Annotated in this window: 17 protein-coding genes, 1 pseudogene and 1 other annotated feature; of the genes and pseudogenes, 2 read left to right on the top strand and 16 right to left on the bottom strand. The window is 32.0% G+C overall.

What is annotated here, in order from left to right:
• Positions 1–275: 275 nt before the first annotated feature.
• Genes gyrA through yaaA form a run of 4 tightly spaced genes read right to left on the bottom strand, consistent with a single transcriptional unit; the run spans position 276 to position 6,038 of the window.
• Positions 276–2,723, bottom strand: coding sequence for a DNA gyrase subunit A (gene gyrA / locus GEMHA0001_RS07055; protein WP_003145389.1), 2,448 nt, complete (start codon positions 2,721–2,723; stop codon positions 276–278).
• Between the two features lie 16 nt (positions 2,724–2,739).
• A complete protein-coding gene (gene gyrB, locus GEMHA0001_RS07050) occupies positions 2,740–4,656 on the bottom strand; it encodes a DNA topoisomerase (ATP-hydrolyzing) subunit B (protein WP_003145227.1) in 1,917 nt (638 codons plus the stop codon).
• 40 nt (positions 4,657–4,696) lie between these two features.
• Positions 4,697–5,833, bottom strand: coding sequence for a DNA replication/repair protein RecF (gene recF, locus GEMHA0001_RS07045; protein WP_003145114.1), 1,137 nt, complete (start codon positions 5,831–5,833; stop codon positions 4,697–4,699).
• Positions 5,823–6,038 (bottom strand): S4 domain-containing protein YaaA, encoded by a 216-nt coding sequence (yaaA, locus tag GEMHA0001_RS07040; RefSeq protein ID WP_003144994.1) that lies wholly within the window; start codon positions 6,036–6,038, stop codon positions 5,823–5,825. The genes recF and yaaA overlap by 11 nt, the downstream gene beginning before the upstream one ends.
• Positions 6,039–6,413: 375 nt before the next feature.
• Between yaaA and GEMHA0001_RS07035 the strand changes: the two genes are divergently transcribed.
• Entirely contained in the window at positions 6,414–7,232 is an 819-nt protein-coding gene (locus tag GEMHA0001_RS07035) for a choline kinase family protein (protein WP_003145071.1), read from the top strand.
• 103 nt (positions 7,233–7,335) lie between these two features.
• Here GEMHA0001_RS07035 and rplT read toward each other — a convergent pair whose 3' ends face one another.
• From rplT to GEMHA0001_RS06985, 10 genes and pseudogenes are all read right to left on the bottom strand, one after another.
• Positions 7,336–7,695: a 50S ribosomal protein L20 gene (gene rplT / locus GEMHA0001_RS07030; protein ID WP_003144917.1), complete on the bottom strand. Its 360-nt coding sequence runs from the start codon at positions 7,693–7,695 to the stop codon at positions 7,336–7,338.
• Positions 7,696–7,758: 63 nt separating this feature from the next.
• The gene (gene rpmI, locus GEMHA0001_RS07025) at positions 7,759–7,953 is read right to left on the bottom strand and encodes a 50S ribosomal protein L35 (protein ID WP_003145690.1); all 195 of its coding nucleotides are present in this window, start codon (positions 7,951–7,953) and stop codon (positions 7,759–7,761) included.
• 26 nt (positions 7,954–7,979) lie between these two features.
• Entirely contained in the window at positions 7,980–8,507 is a 528-nt protein-coding gene (gene infC / locus GEMHA0001_RS07020; protein ID WP_003145601.1) for a translation initiation factor IF-3, read from the bottom strand.
• A gap of 234 nt (positions 8,508–8,741) precedes the next feature.
• The gene (gene rpoC / locus GEMHA0001_RS07015) at positions 8,742–12,422 is read right to left on the bottom strand and encodes a DNA-directed RNA polymerase subunit beta' (RefSeq protein WP_003145713.1); all 3,681 of its coding nucleotides are present in this window, start codon (positions 12,420–12,422) and stop codon (positions 8,742–8,744) included.
• Between the two features lie 71 nt (positions 12,423–12,493).
• Complete coding sequence (gene rpoB, locus GEMHA0001_RS07010; RefSeq protein WP_003144890.1) at positions 12,494–16,297, bottom strand: DNA-directed RNA polymerase subunit beta; 3,804 nt, start codon at positions 16,295–16,297, stop codon at positions 12,494–12,496.
• A gap of 150 nt (positions 16,298–16,447) precedes the next feature.
• A complete protein-coding gene (locus GEMHA0001_RS07005; RefSeq protein WP_003144898.1) occupies positions 16,448–17,044 on the bottom strand; it encodes a class I SAM-dependent methyltransferase in 597 nt (198 codons plus the stop codon).
• 153 nt (positions 17,045–17,197) lie between these two features.
• Positions 17,198–17,560 carry a 50S ribosomal protein L7/L12 gene (rplL, locus tag GEMHA0001_RS07000; RefSeq protein WP_003144912.1) on the bottom strand — a complete coding sequence of 121 codons (363 nt, stop codon included), beginning with the start codon at positions 17,558–17,560 and terminating at the stop codon, positions 17,198–17,200.
• 51 nt (positions 17,561–17,611) lie between these two features.
• Positions 17,612–18,113: pseudogene (rplJ, locus tag GEMHA0001_RS06995) on the bottom strand (50S ribosomal protein L10).
• A 33-nt stretch (positions 18,114–18,146) separates the two neighbouring features.
• Positions 18,147–18,278, bottom strand: a sequence feature (ribosomal protein L10 leader region).
• Between the two features lie 88 nt (positions 18,279–18,366).
• Entirely contained in the window at positions 18,367–19,104 is a 738-nt protein-coding gene (locus tag GEMHA0001_RS06990) for a MerR family transcriptional regulator (protein WP_003145127.1), read from the bottom strand.
• 127 nt (positions 19,105–19,231) lie between these two features.
• Positions 19,232–19,759: a QueT transporter family protein gene (locus tag GEMHA0001_RS06985; RefSeq protein ID WP_003145555.1), complete on the bottom strand. Its 528-nt coding sequence runs from the start codon at positions 19,757–19,759 to the stop codon at positions 19,232–19,234.
• 376 nt (positions 19,760–20,135) lie between these two features.
• Here GEMHA0001_RS06985 and rpsT point away from each other — a divergent pair, with 376 nt between their 5' ends.
• A complete protein-coding gene (rpsT, locus tag GEMHA0001_RS06980; protein WP_003145397.1) occupies positions 20,136–20,378 on the top strand; it encodes a 30S ribosomal protein S20 in 243 nt (80 codons plus the stop codon).
• 95 nt (positions 20,379–20,473) lie between these two features.
• Here the strand turns inward: rpsT and GEMHA0001_RS06975 are convergent, their stop codons facing one another.
• Together GEMHA0001_RS06975 and GEMHA0001_RS06970 are read right to left on the bottom strand one after the other, a co-directional pair.
• Positions 20,474–21,658, bottom strand: coding sequence for a MalY/PatB family protein (locus GEMHA0001_RS06975; RefSeq protein ID WP_003145052.1), 1,185 nt, complete (start codon positions 21,656–21,658; stop codon positions 20,474–20,476).
• A gap of 12 nt (positions 21,659–21,670) precedes the next feature.
• Positions 21,671–22,756, bottom strand: coding sequence for an aminotransferase class I/II-fold pyridoxal phosphate-dependent enzyme (locus GEMHA0001_RS06970; protein WP_003145609.1), 1,086 nt, complete (start codon positions 22,754–22,756; stop codon positions 21,671–21,673).
• Positions 22,757–23,136 lie beyond the last annotated feature (380 nt).

The following is a 23,136-nucleotide window of genomic DNA, read 5'->3' as shown; positions in this document are numbered from 1 at the left end:
TTTTTCTAATAAAACAATGAATTTTAGATATTTTTTTTATATTCTTAATTATTTTACTAACTTTTTTTAGAAATTTCTTTTTATTGTTCTTATTTCACTGTGTTTAATTATTTATTTTAAACCACTTATAAACCTTTATTATATTATAATTTTTACATCAAATATTACTATGAAAATACTATTATTTAATACTTTATTTTCATAATAAAAAAAGCAACTTTATAAATAGTAAAATACTATTTATAAAAATTGCTTTTTTTATTATCTAATTATTTCTATTCGTCTTCGTAGCTTTCTTCTTTAGCTGCTAAAGTTACAGTTGCTACTTTCTGATCATCAACTAGGTTAATAACTTTAACTCCAGTCGCTGTTCTTCCTAATGTACTGATTGTAGAGACATCTATTCTAATAATAATTCCTTGATCAGTCATTATCATTAAATCTTCATTTCCTGCGATTGATTTAACCGCTACAATCTTACCTGTTTTCTTCGTAACTTTTGCTACTTTAACACCTTTTCCTCCACGGTTAATTACATTGAATTCCGTAGATTTAGAAATTTTACCAATACCATTTTCTGTTACTGTTAAAATTTTCTTAGATTCATCAACTACTTCCATACCTACTACATAGTCATCTGGGGAAAGTGTGATACCTTTAACACCGCGACTTACACGCCCCATTGTACGAACTTTTTCAGCATTAATTCTAATTGCTTGTCCATTTGCTGTAACGATCATAATATCTTGATCATCTGTAATTCTTTGAACATCGATTAATGAGTCATCTTCATCAAGTTTAAGGGCAATCTTACCTTTCTTAAGAATACTTGCGTAATCTCCTAATTTAGATTTCTTAATGATACCATACTTAGTTGAGAATATTAAGTTTGTTCCTTCTTCTTGTAAATCAGAAATAGCTATAATAGAGTTTACTTTTTCTTCTTTTTCAATTTCTAATAGATTAATAATTGGTATTCCTTTAGATTGTCTACTCATTTGGTTAATTTCATAACCTTTAAGAGTATAAACCTTACCTTTATCTGTAAAGAATAGGATATGATCATGAGTTGAACAACTTAGCATATAAGCTACATTATCCTCATCATTTGTAGTCATACCATTTACTCCACGTCCACCACGTCCTTGTGATTTATATGTACTTGCAGCAAGACGTTTAATATATTGGTTATGAGATAGTGTAATTATGATTTGTTCTTTTTCAATTAAATCTTCGTTCTCGATTTGATCTACTTGTCCTTCAATAATTATACTACGACGTTTGTCTCCGAATTTTTCCTTAACTTCAAGTAATTCATCTTTAACGATTTGAATTACACGTTCTGGTTTAGCTAGAATATCTTCTAAGTCAGCGATAAGTTCCATAAGTTTACTATATTCTTCTTCAATTTTATCACGTTCTAAACCTGTAAGTCTTTGCAGACGCATATCTAAAATCGCTTGTGCTTGAATTTCAGTTAATCCAAATTGATCAATCAGTCCAGCTTTTGCTTCTTCAGCAGTTTGAGAACCACGGATTAAGCTAATTATTCTATCGATATTATCTAAAGCAATTCGTAAACCTTCTAATATGTGGGCACGAGCTTGTGCTTTTTTAAGATCGAATTTAGTTCTTCTAACTACTACTTCTTTTTGGTGCTCTAAGTAATAGTAAAGTACTTCTTTAAGATTTAATAACTTAGGTACTCCATTTACAAGAGCAATCATGTTAACACCAAATGAACTTTGTAATGGTGTTAATTTGTATAAATTGTTTAAGATTACGTTACTATTAACATCTCGACGTAATTCAATTACAATTCTGATACCTTTTAAGTTACTTTCATCTCGAAGGTCTGTAACACCTTCAATTTTCTTATCACGAGCTAGTTCAGCAATTTTTTCAACTAATTTCGCTTTATTTACTTGATAAGGAATTTCTGTAATAATAATTCTTTCCTTACCATTTTTCATTTGTTCAATTTCAGTTTTACCACGCATAATTACAGAACCACGTCCTGTTGTATATGCTTTAACTATCCCACTACGTCCTAATAGGAATGATCCTGTTGGGAAGTCAGGTCCTTTAATTTTAGACATTAGTTCAGCAATTGTTATTTCAGAGTTATCAGCTAATGCGATTACCCCATCGATAACTTCACCTAAGTTATGAGGTGGAATATTAGTCGCCATACCAACGGCAATACCGCTACTTCCGTTAACTAACAAGTTTGGAATTCTTGCTGGTAATACTTTTGGTTCTTGTTTTGTTCCATCGTAGTTATCTTGCATATCAACAGTATCTTTGTTAATATCACGTAGTAACTCAGAAGCTATTTTACTCATTCTAGCTTCAGTATAACGCATCGCAGCAGCACTATCTCCATCAATAGAACCAAAGTTCCCTTGTCCATCTACTAAAGGATATCTACTATTGAAATCTTGTGCTAAACGTACAATTGTTCCATATGTTGCAGAGTCACCATGAGGGTGATACTTCGCCATTACTTCCCCTACAACGAAGGCACTTTTTTTGTAAGGTTTGTCATATGTTAACCCTAAATCATTAAAAGCATAAAGTATTCTTCTATGAACTGGTTTTAACCCATCACGCACATCTGGTAATGCACGTGATACAATAACACTCATTGAATAATCTAAAAATGAATTTTCAATTTCAGTTGTTATGTTTCTTAAGGTAATATTATTTTTATTATCTTCCATGTTCTATCCTTTCTTTCTAAATGTCTAAGTTTATAACATTTAGCGCATTATCTTCGATAAATTTACGTCTTGGTTCTACTTTTTCACCCATTAATGTATCAAATGCGGCATCTGCTCTTTGAGCATCATTAACACTAACTTGGTACATTAAACGGTGTTCTGGATCCATCGTTGTATCCCATAGTTCTTCTGCGTTCATCTCTCCAAGACCTTTGTATCGTTGAACAGTATACTTTTTATCTCCAGCATGTTCTTCAATATTTTGTTTAAGTTCTTCTTCTGTATGGCAGTAGAATTCTTTCTTACCTACTTTTAATCCATATAGAGGTGGTCTAGCGATATACACATATCCTGCATCGATTAATTCTCTCATATATCTGAAGAAGAATGTTAATAATAATGTTCTAATGTGACTTCCATCGACATCGGCATCGGTCATAATAACGATTTTGTGATAACGAAGTTTATCGATGTTTAATGTTTCACCAATACCCATTCCAATAGCTGTAATTAATGAACGAACTTCATCGTTAGCTAGTACTTTATCAATTCTTACTTTTTCTACGTTCAAAATTTTACCTTTAAGCGGTAAAATAGCTTGGAATTTACTATTACGTCCAAGTTTTGCACTTCCTCCCGCAGAGTCCCCCTCGACTAGGAATAATTCGCATTCAGCCGCATCTTTACTTGAACAGTCTGCAAGTTTCCCTGGTAGATTAGTAAATTCTAATGCATTTTTACGACGAGTAGATTCACGAGCTTTCTTAGCTGCTATTCTAGCACGTGATGCTTGAAGACCTTTTTCAACAATTATTTTTGCTGTTTTTGGATTTTCTAATAAGAATCTATCTAACTCTTCAGAGAATAGCTTATTAGTAATAGTACTCATTTCTGAGTTACCTAACTTAGTTTTTGTTTGTCCTTCGAACTGTGGGTTTGGGTGTTTAATAGAGATAATCGCAACAAGCCCTTCACGAACATCATCACCTGTTAAAGATTCTTTATCTTTAATCAGTTTATTTTTCTTACCATAAGAGTTAATTATTCTTGTAAGTGCAGTTTTAAATCCACTTTCATGAGTACCACCCTCATGAGTATTAATGTTATTTGCATAACTTAAGACATTATTTGAATATCCTGTGTTATATTGCATTGAGATTTCTACTTCTTTACCATCCATCTCACCGTGAACATAGATAGCTTCATGTAAAGCATCTTTATTCTCATTTAACATCTCTACATATTCTAATAGTCCACCTTCATAACAGAAAGTTTCTTCTTTTTCTTGTCCTATTCTTTCATCTTTAAGAATAATTGTTATTCCTTTGTTTAAGAAAGCAAGTTCTCTAATACGTGTTCTTAAAATATCGTATTCATATACTGTTGTTTCTTGGAAGATTTCTGGATCTGCTTTAAAACGAATAGTTGTTCCAGTTCTATCAGTATCTCCAATTACAGTAATACCTTGAACTACATCTCCTCGTTCAAATTTCATACTGTAAATTTTTCCATCACGATGAACAGAAGCTTCTAAGTTAGTTGACAAAGCATTAACTACACTGGCACCAACCCCATGAAGACCACCAGATACTTTGTATCCGCCACCTCCGAATTTACCACCAGCATGTAGTACTGTAAGGATAACTTCAAGTGCTGGTTTACCTGTTTGTTCTTGAATATCTACAGGAATCCCACGACCATTATCCTCTACTCTTATCCAATTTCCTTCTTCAATTGCTACTGTTATTGTATTACAATATCCAGCTAAGGCTTCATCTATTGAGTTATCTACTATTTCCCAAACAAGGTGGTGTAGACCTTTACTAGATGTAGAACCGATATACATACCAGGTCTTACCCTAACAGCTTCTAATCCTTCAAGGACCTGAATCTGATCGGCATTATATTCTTGTGTTTTTTTATTTTCTACCATGATTTTTCCTTTCATTTTAGTAAATTCATAAATAAATTTTTTAGACTATTTCACTAATGTTTCCATCCTCTATTTTGAAAACTTTAGCCTTTTTTAATAAATCTTCTTTAATATCTGATATTGAAGGTGTTGTAATGAATGTTTGTACATTTTCATTAATTGCATCTAATAATTTTAGTTGTCTATTTTTATCCAATTCGCTCAGCACATCATCTAATAGCAATACAGGATATGTTCCTGTTTTTTCTTTTAGAAAGTTTATTTCGGCAAGTTTAAGTGATAATACTATACTTCTTTGTTGACCTTGAGAGGCATACATTTTAGCATCAAGATCATTTATATAAAATTCTAGATCATCATGCTGTGGTCCAATTTTTGTACTACCTCGCATAATATCATCAAAAGATTTCTTCATCATGACTTTCGTCAAGTTTTCTTCAGTAAAAGACTCATCATTTATCTCTGCAATATTCAATGCATCTAAAACCGAACTTTTATATTTAATTTTTAAAGTTTCTTGTCCATTAGATATATTCAACATATTTTTATATGTTAACTTAGAAATATCTCGAACAAATGACACTCTCTCTTTTGTAATGTATAGTGCTACTTTCACAAGCTGAGAAGTAAGAGTTTCTAGATACGCTAAAGACATTTCATCTTTCGGATTCTTTCTCATATCTTTTAAATATGAATTACGCTGTTTTAAAAGATGTTGATACATTAAGTAGTATTTATGATAAATACGTGAGAATTGATAGAATTCACGATTCATAAATTCTCTACGTAGCGCTGGAGAACCTTTAACAATCTGCAAGTCTTCTGGAGAGAAAAGAACAACGTTTAATTCACCAACAAAATCAGTTAGCTTTGTTTTCTTTATTCCAGCAATCTTTGCACTTTTACCTTTATTATTAATTCCTAACATTATGTCTAATTCTCTATCATTTTTATTCACAATACAAGACATAGCTGTCGCTGTTTCTCCAAACATAATACACTCGCTATCACTCTTTGTTCTGTAGCTTTTTCCAAGTGCCAAACAAAAAATAGACTCTATAATATTAGTTTTTCCATTCGCGTTGTTTCCTACTAAAACATTAAGCGAGGGATGTACTTCTATATTCGTAGATAAATAATTTCGAAAGTATAGTAATTTTAAACTTTTAATTTTCATTAATTATTATAAATTCGTTTCCTTCTAATTTTATTACATCATTTGAATATAACTTTTTCCCTCGTCTGTTTTCTAGCTCTCCATTAAGCTCAACTTCTACTTCTTGTAAAAAGTATTTAGCTTCTCCGCCTGAACCTATAAATCCTTCTAATTTTAAGAATTGAGCTAATGTAATATACTCACTATTAATAAAAACTTCTTTCATTTCACACCTCCTATGATATTTAAAAATGAAACTATGTGTATATAAATATATTTTATACATTATAATTATATCAAATTTCTTGTTTTTTTCAACAACCACCATTTTTTTATAAATTTTTAATTTAAAATATCTATATATACCAGGTATTTTTAAAGATTAGTATCAATTTAAGTTCACATAAATAATATAGTATATATTTATAAATTTATTTCAAAAATAATGGAAATATATTATGAAAAAAAATAGTATTTTAATAAAAATTCAAAAATTAATTTTATAAACAATGTAATCGTTTTTCTTTCAACTTTAATTAGTTTATTATATAATTATAGTGAAAAAGGATTTTATATTTCAGAAACTAAGGAGGAGATTGATATGTACAATTTAGATAAACTTGAAAAAATCTTAAAAGAAAAAGTAATCTCATTAGAAGAAACTAGTTATGGAATCACCAATAAGAACTATATTATTACAACGGACAGTAATAAATATTTCTACAGAACTTCTAAAGATTCTACAAATATTGCAAATAAAGATAACGAAAGAGAAGCTATTAATCTTCTAGCTAATGAAAATTACTTTCTTAAACCAATATTCTTCAATAATGATAATCTAATTACAGAATTTCAACCTAATCCGAAAACATTTATTTCACAAAGAAAATTATCAACTATCATAAGAATAGGTAAACTTATTAATAACTTTCATTCGAAAAAATTTCAAGCTGAGCATATATTTGATCCTATTAAACAATTTTATAATTATTATAACCAAATAGATGAAAAAAAGAATATTTTTGATCAATACTTATATATTATAGACGACTTTAAAAAGTTCTATGAACCTGACAGATTATGTCACAATGACTTAGTTGAAGGTAATTTCTTATTTTCAAGAGATAAATTATATTTAATAGATTTTGAATACGCAGGATATAATGATTATTACTTCGATATAGCGAGTTTCATATCAGAAAATGATTTAAACTACGAGGAAACAATTACCTTCTTAAAAGCATATTTTAGTGATAAAGAATGCAATTATAAGAAACTAGATGTATTTTTACAGTTTTGTGATTTATTATGGTATATATGGGCAATTTTATTGTATGAAAAACGAGGAGAAGAAATATACAATGAAATTGCTCAAGCAAAGCTTCATAGACTAAATAATCCTAGAAAGATAGTATATTAATCAATAAAACACCTTAAAGAATCATAATAGGTTCTTTAAGGTGTTTTATTATAAAAAAAGAATACTTGCAAAATTATGCAAGTATTCCATAAATTATCTTTAATTATTTAGCTAAAGCTGCTTTAGCTTGTTCACAAATACTTGTGAATGCTGCTGCGTCGTGGATAGCGATTTCTGATAACATTTTTCTGTTAATATCGATTCCAGCAACTTTAAGTCCGTTCATTAGACGGCTGTAAGATAAACCATTTAATCTTGCAGCTGCATTAATACGAACGATCCACAATCTTCTGAAGTTACGTTTTGTTTGACGACGGTCTCTGAAAGCATACATTCCTGATTTCATTACTTGTTGCTTAGCAACTTTGAATAATGTATGTTTTGAACCAAAATATCCTTTAGCTAGTTTTAAAACTTTTTTACGGCGACGACGAGTCACAGTTCCACCTTTAACACGTGGCATATCTAATTCCTCCTTATGTATAACTTAAATAAGTATTTACGCTATAATTAATCTTCTTTAATATTATTTAACTAATAAAGTTCTAATACGTTTGTAATCACCACGAGATACTAATGAAGCTTTACGTAAGTGACGTTTTTGTTTAGTAGTTTTTCTTGAAAACCAGTGAGAAGTATAAGCACGGCTACGTTTTAATTTACCGCTAGCTGTTTTTTTCACACGTTTTGCTAAACCACGGTGAGATTTCATTTTTGGCATTATCAAATTCCTCCTATATTAAACCTTTATTTCTCTTTTTTTGGTGCTAGAACTAAGAACATACTGCGACCTTCCATTTTAGGTTTTTGTTCGACAGTAGCTATATCGCTAGCTTCGTTAGAAAAGTTTTCTAAAACTTTCTGTCCAATTTCTTTGTGGGTGATTGCTCTCCCTTTAAAACGAATAGAAACTTTAACTTTGTCTTCTTTTGCTAAGAATTTACGTGCATTTTTCAACTTAGTTTCAAAATCGTGTTTTTCAATAGTTGGAGATAATCTTATCTCTTTTGTTGTTACGATTTTTTGTTTCTTACGTGCTTCTTTTTCTTTCTTTTGTTGTTCGAATTTGAACTTACCGTAGTTCATAATTTTAGCAACTGGTGTTTTAGCATTTGGAGCTACTAGAACAACGTCTAAGTTCATACGCTCTGCAATTTGCATCGCTTCTGCCTTAGTTTTAACTCCTAATTGTTCTCCATTTTGACTAATTAAAAGAAACTCTTTCGCTTTAATACCTTCATTTACTTGTGCAGTATCTTTACTAATGATCAGCACCTCCTATTTATAAAATTCATTAAATACTAAAAGCATTAAAAAAACTGAGTGCAAAACACCCAGCATAAAATTCTACATTTCATCTACATAAACCTGAACAATCATTATTGGCAGGTGAGAAACGGGTGCTTCTACTTTTGTATTCAACATTATCTATTTTACATACTTTTTATAGATTTGTCAATAGGAATATAATATTTTTTTATATTCCTATTAACTTTTCTATGTTCTAAATTAAATAGATCCTAATTCTTCCTGTAATTCTTCTTCAATTGGTCTACTTAATTCGTTATCCATTTCTAATTCAAGCTCATTTTCGGCTTTGATATCTACGTCATTATATCTTGCCATTCCTGTTCCTGCTGGAATTAGCTTACCAATGATAACGTTCTCTTTAAGTCCCATAAGTCTATCAACTTTTCCTTTAACAGCTGCGTCTGTAAGAACACGAGTAGTTTCTTGGAATGAAGCTGCAGATAAGAAACTTTCAGTTTCTAATGATGCTTTAGTGATACCTAGAATTACAGGCTTAGCTGTAGCCATGTTTCCACGTACCGCAAGGATTTTTTTGTTTTCATCTGTAAATTTGTGAATATCAACTAACGAACCTGGAAGTAAATCAGTGTCTCCAGCATTGATTACACGCACTTTTCTTAACATTTGACGTACCATAACCTCAACGTGTTTATCACTGATTTCTACCCCTTGCATACGGTAAACTTTTTGTACCTCAGTTAATAAGTAACTTTGTACAGCTTCTAATCCAGCAATTGATAGTAATTCTTTTGGTTCAATAGAACCTTCTGTTAAAGCTTGACCACGTTTAACTTTGTCGTCTTCTTTAACTAACATACGGCTTGCACCATAGTCTTGATATTCTCTTTCTTCACCGATTTCACTTAATACGTAAATTCTACGTACGTGATTATTATCGATTTCAACTTTTGTAACTGTTCCATCTACTTCTGAGATTAATGCCTTACCTTTCGGATTACGCGCTTCAAATAACTCTTGAATACGAGGTAAACCTTGAGTGATATCGGCACCGGCAACCCCACCTGTGTGGAACGTACGCATTGTAAGCTGTGTACCAGGTTCTCCGATAGATTGAGCGGCAATTGTACCAACTGCTTCCCCAACTTCTACTTTTTCACCTGTAGCTAAGTTTTTACCATAACATTTCTCACAAACTCCATGACGAGAGTTACATGTAAATGCTGATCTGATTACAACACTTTCGATTCCAGCTGCTTCAATTTCTTTAGCTGTATCTAGAGTGATTAATTGACCATCTTCAACGATAACTTTTCCTGTCTCTGGGTGTACAACAGTTTCTTTACTGTATCTACCTTCAAGACGTTCTTGTAAGCTTTCGATTTCATCTGTTCCATTTTTAAGTGCTGCAACTCTTAATCCACGAGATGTACCACAGTCGTTTTCACGAACGATAACATCTTGTGCAACGTCTACAAGACGACGAGTTAAGTAACCTGAGTCGGCTGTCTTAAGCGCAGTATCGGCAAGACCTTTACGCGCACCGTGAGAAGAGATGAAGAACTCTAATACTGTTAATCCTTCTTTAAATGATGAACGTACTGGCATTTCCATGATACGTCCTGATGGAGATGCCATCAGACCACGCATTCCGGCTAACTGTGTAAAGTTTGACGCATTACCACGGGCTCCAGAGTCACTCATCATGTAGATTGGGTTAGTAGCTGGAAGAGAGTCCATAAGTTGATCTTGGATGATATCTTTTGCTTTTGCCCATTGTGCAATAACGTTTTGATATCTTTCTTCTTCTGTTAATAGACCACGTCTGTATAATGTTGTGATTTTATCAACATTAGATTGTGAGTCTGCTAAGATTTCATATTTATTTGGTAGGACGAATACGTCACTTACCCCTACTGTAATACCAGCTCTTGATGAGTATTTGAATCCTAAATCTTTCATTCTGTCTAACATCATAGATGTTTCAGTGATGTGGAATCTGTTAAAGATTTCAGAAATGATTTTCGATAGGAAACCTTTTTTAAATGGTGTTACAGCTTCTTGTTCAGCAATGTATGCTTTTAATCCACCTTCTGTAAGATCAGATGGTGATACGAAATATTTATCAGGAGTAGCTGATTCTAAATTATCTTTTGTAGGTTCATTTAGATAAGGGAATCCTTCTGGTAATATGTCGTTAAAGATTACTTTACCGATTGTAGTAACAAGTAATTTTTTGTTTTGTTCTTCTGTGAACGTTGGGTTTTCAAATGATTTAGCCGCGATACCAACACGTGTGTGAAGGTGAATATATCCATTTTGGTATGCTATTCTTGCTTCATCGGCATCTTTGAAAATCATACCTTCCCCTACTGCTCCAGGTCTTTCAAGTGTTAGGTAGTAGTTACCTAATACCATATCCTGAGATGGAGTAACTACTGGTTTACCATCTTTAGGGTTAAGGATGTTTTGAGCAGCTAGCATTAGCATACGTGCTTCCGCTTGTGCTTCTTTTGATAAAGGTACGTGAACGGCCATTTGGTCACCATCGAAGTCGGCGTTAAACGCTGTTGTAACAAGAGGGTGAAGACGAATTGCACGTCCTTCAACTAAGATTGGTTCGAATGCTTGGATACCTAGTCTGTGAAGAGTCGGGGCACGGTTAAGTAATACCGGGTGCTCACGAATAATATCTTCTAAGATATCCCATACATGATCTTCCATTCTTTCGATTTGGTTTTTAGCATTTTTAATGTTATTAGCTAACTCACGTTTAACTAATTCACGCATTACGAATGGTTTGAATAATTCAAGCGCCATTTCTTTAGGTAATCCACATTGGTACATTTTTAAGTTTGGACCAACTACGATTACTGAACGTCCAGAGTAGTCAACACGTTTACCTAATAAGTTTTGACGGAAACGACCGTGTTTACCTTTTAACATATTAGATAATGATTTTAATGTTCTGTTACCAGGACCTGTTACAGGACGACCACGACGTCCGTTATCGATTAATGCATCAACAGCTTCTTGTAACATACGTTTTTCGTTTTGTACAATTAGCCCTGGAGCTTTAAGTTCGATAAGTTTTTTCAGACGGTTGTTACGGTTAATTACACGTCTGTATAAATCGTTTAAGTCACTTGTTGCGAAACGTCCACCATCTAATTGAACCATAGGTCTTAATTCAGGTGGGATAACTGGCAATACAGTCATAATCATCCATTCTGGTTTATTTCCAGAATGTTTAAATGCTTCAAATACTTCAACACGTTTGATGATTTTTACAACTTTTTGACCAGATTTATAGTTGCTTTCACTTAATTCTTTAAGTTCATTTTTTAGGTCTTTAAGTTCTTTTTCAATATCTAGTTCAGCTAATAGATCGCGAATCGCTTCAGCTCCCATTTTAGCTACGAAAGAGTTTGCTCCAAATGTGCTACGTGCTTCACGTACTTCACGCTCAGAAACAATTTGTTTCTTCATGAAGTCAGTTTCACCTGGATCAATAACAATGTAAGAAGCAAAGTAGATTACTTCTTCCAATTGTCTTGGACTAAGGTCAAGTAGAAGACCCATTCTACTTGGAATACCTTTGAAATACCAAATGTGGCTGACTGGGGCAGCTAATTCTAAGTGCCCCATTCTTTCACGACGAACTTTAGCTAAAGTTACGTCAACTCCACATTTATCACATTTAATATTTTTATATCTAACTCTTTTGTACTTTCCACAAGCACATTCCCAGTCTTTTGTTGGACCAAAAATTCTTTCACAGAATAGTCCATCATTTTCTGGTTTTAAAGTTCTATAATTAATTGTTTCAGGTTTTTTAACCTCTCCATAAGACCAACTTCTGATTTTTTCTGGAGAAGCTAAACTAATTTTCATATATGCAAAATTATTTACGTCTATCAAGGAGCATACCTCCTTTATTTTTTTGTATAAATGCCTTGAATAGTTCTTTGTGATTAATTGTAAAATTTATATTATTCTTCATCAGTATCATCTTCAACGTCTTCATACTCATCTGTATCTGACATTAAAAGACTAGCTAATGCTTGATATCCTGAAGTTTCTTCACTTGATTCTTCTTCAACTTCTTCTTCTGAATCAGATAGAATTAAGTTAGCTAAACTTTGATATCCATTTTCAGTGTTTTCTTTTGAAGCTTTTTCAGTTTCATTAGCTTCTTCGTTGTGGTTGTGATTGTGTGATTCGTGGAAATCAATTGTATCTCCTAAATCTATATCACCCATGTCTACTTCGTTATCTTCATTATCCATTACTCTGAAGTCCATACCTAGTGCTTGAAGTTCTTTCATAAGTACTCGGAATGATTCAGGAACTCCTGGACGTGGAATGTTTTCACCTTTAACGATAGCTTCGTATGTTTTAACACGACCATTAGTATCATCTGATTTGTACGTTAAGATTTCTTGAAGAGTATATGCAGCACCATAAGCTTCAAGTGCCCATACCTCCATCTCACCAAATCTTTGTCCACCGAATTGAGCTTTACCTCCAAGTGGTTGTTGTGTTACTAATGAGTATGGTCCAATTGAACGAGCGTGAAGTTTATCATCAACCATGTGTGCAAGTTTAATCATGTACATTACCCCTACAGATACACGGCTATCAAATGGCTCACCTGTACGTCCGTCATAAAGAACTGTCTTAGCATCTTTAGCCATTCCAGCTTCCGCAACTGTAGACCAAACATCTTCATCAGTAGCACCATCGAATACTGGTGTAGCTACGTGGATTCCAAGTTGTTTAGCAGCCATACCTAAGTGTAGCTCTAATACTTGTCCAATGTTCATACGAGATGGAACCCCAAGTGGGTTTAACATTACGTCAACTGGTGTACCATCTGGTAGGTAAGGCATATCTTCTTCTGGTAAGATATTTGAGATAACCCCTTTGTTACCGTGACGACCGGCCATTTTATCTCCTACACGAATTTTACGTTTTTGGACGATAAATACACGAACAAGTTCATTTACACCGTTAGGTAATTCAGCACCATCTTCACGTTTAAAGATTTTAACATCAGCAACTACTCCATCAGCACCGTGAGGTACACGTAATGAAGTATCACGTACTTCTTTAGATTTAGCTCCAAAGATAGCATATAATAATTTTTCTTCTGGAGTTTGTTCAGTTAATCCTTTCGGTGTAACTTTACCTACTAAAATATCTCCATCTTTAACTTCAGCCCCAATACGAATGATTCCTCGTGCATCTAAGTTTCTAAGTGCATTTTCACCTACGTTTGGAATCTCACGAGTAATTTCTTCTGGCCCAAGTTTTGTATCACGAGCATCTGTTTCATATTCTTCTACGTGAATAGAAGTATAAACATCGTCTTTTACTAAACGTTCACTCATGATAACAGCATCCTCATAGTTATATCCATCCCAGTTTACGAATGCTACTACAAGGTTTTTACCTAAAGCTAATTCTCCTTTATCCATAGATGGCCCATCTGCAAGGATATCTTTAGGTTCTACTCTATCTCCAACTTTTACGATTGGTTTTTGGTTGTAAGCAGTAGAGTGGTTAGAACGTACGAATTTGTGAATTACGTAAGTATCTAAGTCACCTTTAATCTCTTTACCTTCTAGAGTTTCAATACGACGTACTTTAATTTTCGCTCCATCTACGTATTCAACGATACCTGGATATTTAGCGATAACCGCAGCTCCTGAGTCACGTGCTGCTAGGTGCTCCATACCTGTACCAACGAATGGTGCTTCAGTAATCATTAATGGTACTGCTTGACGTTGCATGTTCGCTCCCATTAGGGCACGGTTAGAGTCATCATTCTCTAAGAACGGAATACATGCAGTGGCAGCAGATACTACCTGTTTAGGCGATACATCCATAAAGTTCATCATTTCACGAGGTTTAACTGTGTTATCTCCTCTGAAACGACATACTACTTCTTCATCTACGAAGTAACCTTTTTCATCAACATTAGCTGTTGATTGTGCTACTACGTATTTATCTTCTTGATCAGCTGTTAAGTATTGTACGTTTTCAGTTACATATGGACGACCTTCTCCATCAAATTCAACTTTTCTATATGGAGTCATAATGAATCCAAATTCATTTATACGCGCAAATGATGAAAGTGAGTTAATAAGACCGATGTTTGGTCCCTCTGGTGTTTCAATCGGACACATACGACCATAGTGTGAATAGTGAACGTCACGTACTTCCATTCCAGCACGTTCTCTTGTTAAACCACCAGGTCCAAGTGCTGATAAACGACGTTTGTGAGTAAGCTCACTTAATGGGTTTACTTGGTCCATGAATTGTGAAAGTTGAGAACTTCCAAAGAATTCTTTGATAATCGCTGTAACTGGTCTTACATTAATTAGTTGTTGTGGAGTAATTTCGTTTGTATCTTGAATACTCATACGTTCACGAACAACACGTTCCATACGAGAAATACCTACACGAATTTGGTTTTGTAATAATTCACCGATACAACGTAGACGACGGTTACCAAGGTGGTCGATATCATCTACACGTCCGATTAATTCAAATTCAAATCCGTCGTTATTTCTACGAGTTCTGATTAATAATAGATAGTAGTTGATACTTGCTACGATATCAGCAATTGTTAATGTTAGAACATCTTTATTAGGTGCTCCATTACCAATTACGTGTAACACTTGATCATCAGTTAATTCATCGATATCATAGTCATTACCTACTTTAACTTGGTTTACAATTTTGAATAATTGTAATTTTAGGCTATCACTTCCATCAAGACTTTCATTCATATCGAATTCAACTACGTTAGCTGTAGTTCCTAATTCTTCATAAATTCCATCAATGATTTCACGTGTTAATTTAGTACCTTTTTCTACTAAAATTTCTCCTGTTTCTGTATCAACGATTGGTTCAACTAGAATTTGGTTTTCTAGACGTTCACCAACGTGAAGTTTGTTATTTAGTTTATAACGTCCTACTTTAGCAAGGTCATATCTTCTTGGATCGAAGAATCTACCGTGTAAAGTCGCTTTTGCAGTTTCTACGTTAGCTGGCTCTCCAGGACGTAATTTATCATAAATTACTTTTAACGCAGTTCCTGTATCTAGGTTTTCATCTTTTTCTAATGTATTTAATAGTTCTGTATCTTCACCGAATAATTTAATAATAGATTCGTCAGATTCAAAACCTAACGCTCTAATAAGCGTTGTTAAAGGAATTTTTCTAGTTCTGTCAATACGAGCATAAACTAATCCTTTAATATCTTTTTCAAATTCCAACCAAGCTCCTCTGTTAGGAATAACAGTTGTTTTATAGGCATTTGGAATATTTTTAACTTTAAGTTTGTCATCTTCTGTAAAATATACAGAAGGCGAACGTACTAATTGAGATACAATTACACGTTCTGCACCATTGATGATAAACGTTCCAGTTTCAGTCATCAACGGTAATTCACCCATAAATACTTCTTGTTCTTTAATTTCGTCACGTTCTTTATTAATTAAACGTACGCGCACTCTTAAAGGTGCTGAATATGTAGCGTCACGTTCTTTAGACTCATCAACATCATATTTAGGAGTTCCTAATTTATAGTCGATAAATTCTAAACTTAATTTATCATTATTACCTTCTATTGGTGATACATCTTTAAAAACATCTTTTAGACCAGTTTCTAAAAATTTATCATAAGATAAGGTTTGAATTTCAATTAAGTCCGGTAAATCAATTACCTCTGATATTCTAGCATAGCTACGTCTTTGTCTGTGCTTACCAAATTTAACTTTTTGCAACTGTGTCACCTCTCAGCTTTTCTCTTAAAAACTAAAAAGAAAATATATATATTTTCTCTTACTTACTTATATAATTTTGGCAATTCTATCTAAAAGAAAATAGAATTACTTGCAATATATCATTTTATCATAGTCATAGCAAGTTGTCAATTATTTTACGGCTTTCAGGATATAGTAACCCTTATTTTTCGTTACTACTTCTACCATTGAAAATGTATCTTCTAATAATTTTTTACAACTAGCCATTCCTTGTTTTTTTTGTATAACCACCCAAAGCTCACCTTGAGCATTTAGATGTTCATAACTATCTGTCATTATTTTATGTACAATTTTTTTCCCGGCTCTTATAGGCGGGTTTGTTAAAACTATATCAAATGTTCCTACAACATTGTCAAAGGAACTACTTTCTAGTACTTCTACTTCATTTTCTATTTTGTTTAGTTCAATATTTTTTTTAGATAATTCTAATACTCTATTGTTTACATCTACCATAGTAAACTTATATGTCGGGTATTTTTTTGCTAAGAATATAGATATTACTCCATATCCACATCCAATATCCACTACCTTTGCATTTTCTTTATTCGTAGTGAAACTTTCTAACATTGTTTTAGTTCCAAAATCTACACTCTCTTTAGAAAATACTCCATTATCTGTATAAAATTTCAAATTCTCATTCGCTATTGTTGAGTTGATAATTTTTTCACGACTTTCGGTCGTCGGATTATTTGTATAATAATGTTCCATAATAAAGACACCTCTTAAAATGAAAGAAAATAGTATATCCCATAGCTAGACACTTGAGATATACTATTTTTGTTATTATCATCGTATCAAATATTCTCAAATAGAATATTATTGTTTATTTACATCTATCTTTTTATCTACTTAGAATAGAAATTATTTAACTTCTACAGTTGCTCCAACTTCTTCTAATTTAGCTTTGATTTCTTCAGCTTCTTCTTTAGAAACTCCTTCTTTAAGTGTTGCTGGCGCACCATCAACTTTTTCTTTAGCTTCTTTTAGTCCGTCTCCAGTGATTTCACGAACAACTTTGATTACTTTAATTTTTGAGTCTCCAGCGTTAGCTAAAACTACGTCAAATTCAGTTTTTTCTTCAGCAGCTCCAGCAGCAGCTCCACCAACTACAGCTACAGGTGCAGCAGCAGTTACTCCGAATTCTTCTTCAATTGCTTTTACTAAGTCGTTTAATTCTAAAACTGACATTTCTTTGATAGCGTCTAAACTTTGTTCTTTAGTCATTATAAATTTCCTCCGATTTTTAAATTATATGTTTTTAATATTTTTTATTTATTAAGCTTCTTGTTCAGCTTTTTGGTCTGCAACAGCTTTAACAGCTAAAGCAGTATTGCGCATTGGCGCTGTTAACACAGATAGTAACATTGAAAGTAATCCTTCGCGGCTTGGTAATGACGCGATAGCTTTAATTTCAGCTCGATCTGCTACTTTTCCTTCTATAACACCAGCTTTTAGTTCTAAGTTTTCGTGTTGTTTTAGCGAAATCGTTTAAAACTCTAGCAGGAGCTACAGCATCGTCCGCTGAGAAAGCGAAAGCATTTGGTCCAGTTAGAACTTCGTCTAATCCTTCAATCCCTGCTTGCTCCATAGCACGACGAACTAATGAGTTTTTGTAAACTTTAAAAGTTAAACCTTCGTTACGCATGTTGTTACGTAATTCTGTTACTTCCGCAACGTTTAATCCACGGTAGTCAGCAATAAGAACTGAAGAACTTGCTTTAATTTCTTCTGCGATTTGATTTACTAACTCTTGTTTTCTCTCAATAGCTTTTGACATTGAACTTCCTCCTAAGTAGATTTATCAATTTCAGTACCATTAAAAAAACCTTCCTGCATGCGAGAACATACAAAAAGGCACATAAGTTTCTTTTCGAATTTTGTCCTCGGTAGGTTAATTAAGGATTTCTCCCCCTACTGTCTACGGTACATTTTCAACTGACTTAATTATTCTAATATATATAATTTCATTTGTCAATAGTTTTTTTAAAAAAATTTCAAAAGAATTCTAAATTAGCCATTTCTTCTATAGATTACTTATTTAATCTACTTTTACAATATGCATCTATAGCTCTAGAAGTATATTCAGCTACCCCTTCTCCAAATTTATCTATATTTTTTTTAAATTCTGGATTTTGAGAATATCCTTTTCCTATATACGAGAATACTTCTACACTGCAATCGAAAGCATACTTATTCATATAGTTATATAATTCTTCGACTTTCGATTGAACTTCTTTTTCTTCTATATTTATATTATTTTTTCTATATTCAGCCATTGAACGAAAAATACTATTAAATTTCTCAGCAACTATATCTTCATTACCACTCTGTCTTTTTTTAGATTCTTCTATTGTTCCTTTTCCATATTTTTCTATAGCTTGATCTTCATACTTATTTAAGTCCTCTTTTTTAAATCCATTAAATTTTTCTTCTATAGTCATTTTTTGTTCTCCTTTATATGTTTTTATTGTTTTTTCTATATTATGAAGAATTATTTCAAAATTCTCTTTTTCTTTTAAAATTAATTCACGTTGCTGTTCAAGTATTTTTAAACTATCAATATCTCCATCAAGTAATTCTTTTATATCATTTAACTTAAACTTTAGAAATCTATAAAATAGAATCTTTTGAAGTTTATCTAAATTTTCATCTGAATAATCTCTATATCCATTATTTAATTTTTCTGGAATCAATAATCCTATCTCGTCATAATATTGCAACGTTCTTGCACTAACTCCTGTAAGTTTTGCGACTTCATTTATTCTCATCTTCGCTCCTAAATTCTCGATATATTTCACCAGTAATATACCTATTATATACTATTACGTTACGTAAAGGTCAATACAAAAACAAAAAAAATCGCTAAGTAAATTTCTTAACGATTTTTTATGAATATTATTCAAATACTTTTTTAAGATCAATAGCTTTATTTAGGGCTTCTGTAATAACAATACCGATTACCATTACAACAACTTGTGATAATAAAAGTGATCCATAAATTGCTGTGAACGCTTCAAATTCAAATGGCACTCTTGCAGAGTTTTCACCGCTAAAAATAGCAATTTCATATGCAATAATTGGCATACAAACCACTAAGTAAATAACAATATTAAGGATGTGTCTAGCGATTCTATTTTTTACGAATTTGAATACAAAAATACTGATAGCTAACGCTAAACCTGTTCCTAACGTTCCAAAGAACACATCAACTATACCAAGTGGACTAAAAATATTTGCTATTGCTACACCTAAAGTTATAGGGAACCAATATTTTTTACTAAATACCACTAATTGAGATAGTGATTCACTAATACGTAATTGAATAGCACCGTATGAAAATGGCGCGATAGCAACTGTTAAAACAACATAGATAGCTGCTATTAATGCTTGAATAGTTAATACTTTAACTGTATTATTTCTCATTATATATCTCCTTGTCTTGTTTAAGAGAAATTAAAGAAGTACTGATTAAGAGAAATCAGTACTTCAAGTTTTTTTTATAGATGGATCTCTCAAACATCTTTTATTATAATAAAGTCAGAAGACAAATAACCTTACCTATGTAAAATTAAATATCAACGTCATTTATACTAACACATATTATATCCATTAGTCAATAAAAATATAAAAAATTATAAAAAAATAATGTAATACTAAAATTTTTATAAAAATATCTTGCATTTACATTTTTAATATGTTAAAATGAGGTAGTTGTATCTAACAACACTTAATTCATTGTAATTAAGAATATTAATTAATATTTCTTAGTAATAAAAACTATAATCAGGAGGTGAATCGAATGCCAAACATTAAATCATCAGTATTAAGCGTAAGAAAAGATGCTAAAACTAATGCTGCTAACACAGCTAAAAAATCTGAAATGCGTACAGCTATTAAAAAAGCTAAAGTAGCTAAATCTGAAGGTGCTGCTAACGCTGCAGAGTTAGTAAACCTTGCTTACAAAAAAATCGATAAAGCTGCTAAAACTAACTTAATCCACAAAAATGCAGCTGCTAGATATAAATCAAACCTAGCTAAATAATTATATTAACTACTCAGGCTTCTGGGTAGTTTTTTTATTACTAATAAAATGAAGAACCTAGAGAAAATCTCTAAGTTCTTCATTCTTAATTAATTCTAGTTATTACAATTTTTAATTATTCTATTAATAGCCTCTTTAACATTTTCTGGGCTAGTCGCTAGATTTATTCTAATATACTTGTTATAACCTTTACCAAACCAATGGCCAAAATCAATTGCTAGGCCACATTCATCTTGTATGAATTGTTTTGTTGTTTTTACATCTAGTACTTTTTCTAAATTCACTAAAACTAAATATGTGCCTTCTAGCGGATATACCTTAATCTCTGGAACTTTTTCTGCAAGGGTATCGTATAATAAATTATAATTATATAATACCGTTTCCTTCAAGCCTTCAAGCCATTCATGACCTTCTCTATAACCAGCTTCTAAAGCAATTTGTCCCAGCAAGCTAGGTTCCGCTTCTAAGTTCTCTTTTTTATACGCGTCAAAGACTTTTCTTACAGCATCATCTGGAATTAATATAGTTGCATGAACTAATGATGCAAGATTAAATGTTTTTGAACCTGAGTTAGCAACAATAAGACGATGATTATATTTTCCATCTTCCAGTGCTAATGCAGAAATTTGCTTATGATTATTATATGTGAAATCTTGGTGAATCTCATCAGATAATACTAGAACATCATATTTTTCACAAATTTCAAACACTCGTTTTTGTTCTTCTAACGTCCATACTCTACCCACCGGATTATGAGGTGAACAGTGGATATATAATTTTACATTGTTATCACGAATTTCTTTCTCAAATGTATCGAAATCTATTTTAAACTTACCGTTTTCCTCAAGCAATGGTGATTCAACTAGTTTTCTACCACTATTCCTAATAGAATTAGCAAAAGGATAATATACAGGCGGCATAATTATAACTGAATCGTCTTTTTTCGTGTACGCATGAATTACCCATAAAATTGCTTGAACAATACCAGGAGCAAATCTTATCCATTGTTTTTCTACATTGATATCGTATTTTTGCTTATGCCATTTTTTATATTGATCATAATAACTTTCAGGTAACTTAGTATAACCGAAAACCCCATGATCGATACGCTCAATTAATGCTTCTCTTATACTATCTGGTGTTTTAAATTCCATATCAGCTACCCACATAGCAAGAAGATCTTTATCGCCAAATCTTTCCTCTAAAGCATCCCATTTTAAACTATTTGTATTTCTTCTTTCGACATAATACTTATTTACAAATTCTTCTACTCTACTCATTTTACTTGTCCTCTATACCTCTAATGCTTGTGTAAAATCTTCTAATAAATCTTCAATATCTTCAATTCCTACAGAAATCCTTAATAAATCTGGTGTAAGACCATAAGAAAGACGTAACTCTTCTGGAATATCGAAATGTGTTTGAGTTGTAGGATAAGTAACTAATGTTTCTACTCCTCCTAAACTTTCAGCGAAAATTGCTATTTTTAACGAACGTAAAAATTTATCAATTTTAGAAGCATCGTGAAGTTTAAAACTTAACATAGCCCCCCTATTTGGATATAGAACTTCTTTAACATTTGGATTTTTTTCCAATTCTTTTGCTAATTTCATTGCATTTTTTTCTTGTTGATTAAATCGTAATGGCAAAGTTTTTAAACTTCTAATGAACAACCAACTATCAAACGATGACAATACAGCCCCTGTTGTATTAGAAATCCATGCTAATCTTTCTCCAACTTCTTCATTATTAGTAATTACAGCTCCAGCTAAAATATCGTTATGTCCTGTTAAATATTTTGTAGCCGAATGAACAACAATATCTGCCCCTATAGTTAATGGTTTCTGTCTTAATGGTGTTAATAAAGTATTATCTACTATTAATAAAGCATTTTTTTCTTTAGCAATCTTAGCAATTTTTTCAATATCAACTTCTTGCATCAATGGATTAGTTGGTGTTTCTATAAATACAGCCTTTGTATTTTCTGTAATTTTCACTTCAAGATCTTCTTCATCTGTAAAATAGACAAACTTCTGTGCACCTTTACGTTCAAGTTCATCAAAATATCTAAAACTTCCACCGTATAAATCTCTAGAAACAAGAAATTCACTATTTAATTCAAATAATTCAAAGACTAATTGAATTGCACTCATACCTGAACTCGTTACTATCGCACGACACCCTTCTTCAAGTTCGCACAATCCTTCTTCTAAAATTGTACGAGTAGGATTTTTTGTTCTTGTGTAATCATAACCTGTACTCTCTCCTAGTCCAGGATGCGCATATGCGGTAGATAAGTATATCGGAGTTACAATAGCACCGGTTACTTTATCTTTTCTATTTCCTAATTGAGCTAATTTAGTTTCAATTTTCATCATTAAACAATACCTCATTTTATTAATTTCTTTTCAACATTACTATTATAACATTATATTTACATATAATAAACTGATTTGTCTGAATTTTTTGTTTTTTTAGAACTATTTCAAGAGAATGTATTAAAATTCATTGAATTAACGCAAAATGATTGTTTGAGATTTTTTCAAACAATCATTTTCTTTATTAATATTCCTTTTTAAAAAGTATAACACCAGCAACAATTATCCGAAATATTTATAATACATACAATCATTCTTGGATAAAAGAAATACCAGTACTAATATTATTGATAAATTCACTAGTTAGATAAAACACACTATTTATAACAAAAAGAAACACTCGATCATATTAAGTCCACTTCAATCACTAGTTCTTATAA

Origin of the sequence: Gemella haemolysans ATCC 10379 (assembly GCF_000173915.1) — a bacterium.
GTDB lineage: Bacteria > Bacillota > Bacilli > Staphylococcales > Gemellaceae > Gemella > Gemella haemolysans.
This window is presented reverse-complemented; position numbering and strand designations above follow the sequence as displayed.

What these genes read in the sequence shown, in the direction of transcription:
- rpsT (WP_003145397.1), top strand. Translation starts at nt 20,136, where the DNA reads ATGCCAAACATTAAATCATCAGTATTAAGCGTAAGAAAAGATGCTAAA.
- GEMHA0001_RS07005 (WP_003144898.1), bottom strand. Translation starts at nt 17,044, where the DNA reads ATGGAACATTATTATACAAATAATCCGACGACCGAAAGTCGTGAAAAA.
- gyrB (WP_003145227.1), bottom strand. Translation starts at nt 4,656, where the DNA reads ATGGTAGAAAATAAAAAAACACAAGAATATAATGCCGATCAGATTCAG.
- GEMHA0001_RS06975 (WP_003145052.1), bottom strand. Translation starts at nt 21,658, where the DNA reads ATGAGTAGAGTAGAAGAATTTGTAAATAAGTATTATGTCGAAAGAAGA.
- gyrA (WP_003145389.1), bottom strand. Translation starts at nt 2,723, where the DNA reads ATGGAAGATAATAAAAATAATATTACCTTAAGAAACATAACAACTGAA.
- rplL (WP_003144912.1), bottom strand. Translation starts at nt 17,560, where the DNA reads ATGACTAAAGAACAAAGTTTAGACGCTATCAAAGAAATGTCAGTTTTA.
- rpmI (WP_003145690.1), bottom strand. Translation starts at nt 7,953, where the DNA reads ATGCCAAAAATGAAATCTCACCGTGGTTTAGCAAAACGTGTGAAAAAA.
- GEMHA0001_RS06990 (WP_003145127.1), bottom strand. Translation starts at nt 19,104, where the DNA reads ATGAGAATAAATGAAGTCGCAAAACTTACAGGAGTTAGTGCAAGAACG.
- rplT (WP_003144917.1), bottom strand. Translation starts at nt 7,695, where the DNA reads ATGCCACGTGTTAAAGGTGGAACTGTGACTCGTCGTCGCCGTAAAAAA.
- GEMHA0001_RS06985 (WP_003145555.1), bottom strand. Translation starts at nt 19,759, where the DNA reads ATGAGAAATAATACAGTTAAAGTATTAACTATTCAAGCATTAATAGCA.
- recF (WP_003145114.1), bottom strand. Translation starts at nt 5,833, where the DNA reads ATGAAAATTAAAAGTTTAAAATTACTATACTTTCGAAATTATTTATCT.
- yaaA (WP_003144994.1), bottom strand. Translation starts at nt 6,038, where the DNA reads ATGAAAGAAGTTTTTATTAATAGTGAGTATATTACATTAGCTCAATTC.
- GEMHA0001_RS07035 (WP_003145071.1), top strand. Translation starts at nt 6,414, where the DNA reads ATGTACAATTTAGATAAACTTGAAAAAATCTTAAAAGAAAAAGTAATC.
- GEMHA0001_RS06970 (WP_003145609.1), bottom strand. Translation starts at nt 22,756, where the DNA reads ATGATGAAAATTGAAACTAAATTAGCTCAATTAGGAAATAGAAAAGAT.